This window comes from Bradyrhizobium sp. P5_C11_2 (genome assembly GCF_054049755.1).
This window is the reverse complement of record NZ_JBFULT010000901.1, coordinates 1-1847: the sequence shown is the minus strand read 5'-3', so window position 1 is coordinate 1847 and position 1847 is coordinate 1. Positions and strand designations below refer to the sequence as shown.

2 protein-coding genes are annotated in these 1847 nt (G+C 63.3%); one reads left to right on the top strand and one right to left on the bottom strand.

Annotated elements, in window-relative coordinates:
• Nucleotides 1-84 precede the first annotated feature (84 nt).
• On the top strand, nucleotides 85-696 hold the full coding sequence (locus tag ACXJL8_RS40070) for a DUF2147 domain-containing protein (RefSeq protein WP_456622089.1): 612 nt from the start codon (nucleotides 85-87) through the stop codon (nucleotides 694-696).
• A gap of 96 nt (nucleotides 697-792) precedes the next feature.
• On the opposite strand, the gene ACXJL8_RS40065 is transcribed toward ACXJL8_RS40070, so the two are convergent.
• Entirely contained in the window at nucleotides 793-1845 is a 1053-nt protein-coding gene (locus tag ACXJL8_RS40065) for a hypothetical protein (protein WP_456686926.1), read from the bottom strand.
• Nucleotides 1846-1847: the final 2 nt, after the last annotated feature.

Below are 1847 nucleotides of genomic sequence, written 5' to 3'. Positions count from 1 at the left end.
GCCCCATGTTTCTGGTGCTGGAATCGTTCGCGAAATCGCCGTAGTCTGCGGCCATTCCAGTCGTGGGTTAGCAAGGTGATGATAATGCGGAATCTGTTTTCCGGCTTTCGGCTGCTCTCGCTCCTCGCGCTTGGTCTGTCGCTCGGCGCGGTGAGCCCGGCTGCCGCGCAGGTCCCGGCTGCGGTGCCGGCCCAGCCGACTGCCGCAGGCCTTTGGCAGAAGGTCGAAGATGGCAAGACGGTGGGATGGTTCCTCTTCATCGACCATAGCGGCGTGTTCGAAGGCGTCATCGCCAAGACCTTTCCGCGTCCCGGCGACGACCCGAACGAGGTCTGCTCGAAATGCACGGACGATCGCAAGAACGCGCCTGTGCTCGGCCTCTCCTTCATCCGCGACATGAAGCGCGACGGTTTGAAATATGACGGCGGCAACGTCGTCAATCCGCGCGACGGCAACATCTGGAAGGCCAAGATGTCGGTGAGCCCCGACGGGCAGACGCTGACGATGCGCGGCTTCCTCGGCATCTCCCTGTTCGGCAAGGACGAGACCTGGACGCGCCTGCCGGACGCGAACCTCGCGCAGGTCGACCCCGGCATCATTGCCAAATACCTGCCCGCGCAGGCCGCCGCGACCAAGCCGCCCGCGCCCGCGGCGAAGAAGGGCGGTGCGATGATGGCGCCGGCGCCGAAGCAGTAAGGTTGCTTCCGTATTCTTTTGTAGCCCGCATGAGCGAAGCGATATGCGGGACCACTTGTCCCGGGTATCGCTGCGCTCACCCGGGCTACGGAATCGTCAATACGTCCGCGCCTTCTTGCAAGGCGAATAGAAGGTGCCGTTGCCGGCGACAACCCGTTCCAGGCATTGCCTCGGATCGGTGATCTCGCCGTCGACCTGAAAATAATAGGCCMGCGCGCCCAGGTTCAGGACATATTGTCCCGGCGCAAGTTCGAGTTCTGCATCTCCGGCGTGAAGCTCATACATGTCGGCTGTCGCCGGAATCGGCGCCGCCCGGAACGGGTAGGAGACGTTGCGGATGACCGCGACATCGTCTCCGCCACTCAGCGTCTTGCCTGCGGCGTCTGTCGAAAACTCCCTGACGATTTTCGCCACCAGCCGGACTTCGACGCGCTCCGGGATGGCGTTCACCGCTTCGCGGCGGAAGACAATGAATTTGACGCGACCGTTGGGCAGATGCGGCCGATCGGGCTTCTTGAATTCCGGTGAAATCGCGATCCGCATGTCCGGCGCCATGACGCTGATCGCATTCAACTCGGCGAGCGAACGATCATCAACGATGGCATAGATGCCGTAGTCGCTCGGAAGCACCCGCGTCGGTTTCGGGGGCGGCGCCACCGCGGTGACCATTTCCGGCTTGGTGACCGTGATCGTGTTCTCCGGCTTGGGCGGGACCTGCGCGATCTCCTGGGGTTGCGACGACATCAGCCGGCGCAGCGAGGCAATGTTGTCTCGCTGCGAGACGACGAGAACGACGGCGCCGGCGGCAAGCAGGATGGCCGCCGTGCGCTTGATCACCGGCCAGAGCGGGCCCGAGATTGTCGGCAGCTTGCTGCGGGATATCTCGATTCCCGGTCGTAGGACGGTCGCGTCGCCGGACAGGAGTTTGCCGCCTGTTTCAGTCGCCTTGGACGAATTGAGCTGGTGTTGCGGCAAACGCTCCAGCGGCGCCTGTTCGCGCGAGAACTTCTCGACCTCCTCGATTGCGACCTCGAGAGCCCGCTTCATCTGGTCGATGTTCTTGGCGTCGGCGTAGGTGAACTGCTCCAGCAGCTTGTAGCGGGCAAGGTCGTAGACGATCTGCCGTCTGAATTCCGCGTCGTCCTTCACCG

Coding starts and splice junctions, on each gene's coding strand:
- ACXJL8_RS40070 (WP_456622089.1), top strand. CDS start 85: ATGCGGAATCTGTTTTCCGGCTTTCGGCTGCTCTCGCTCCTCGCGCTT.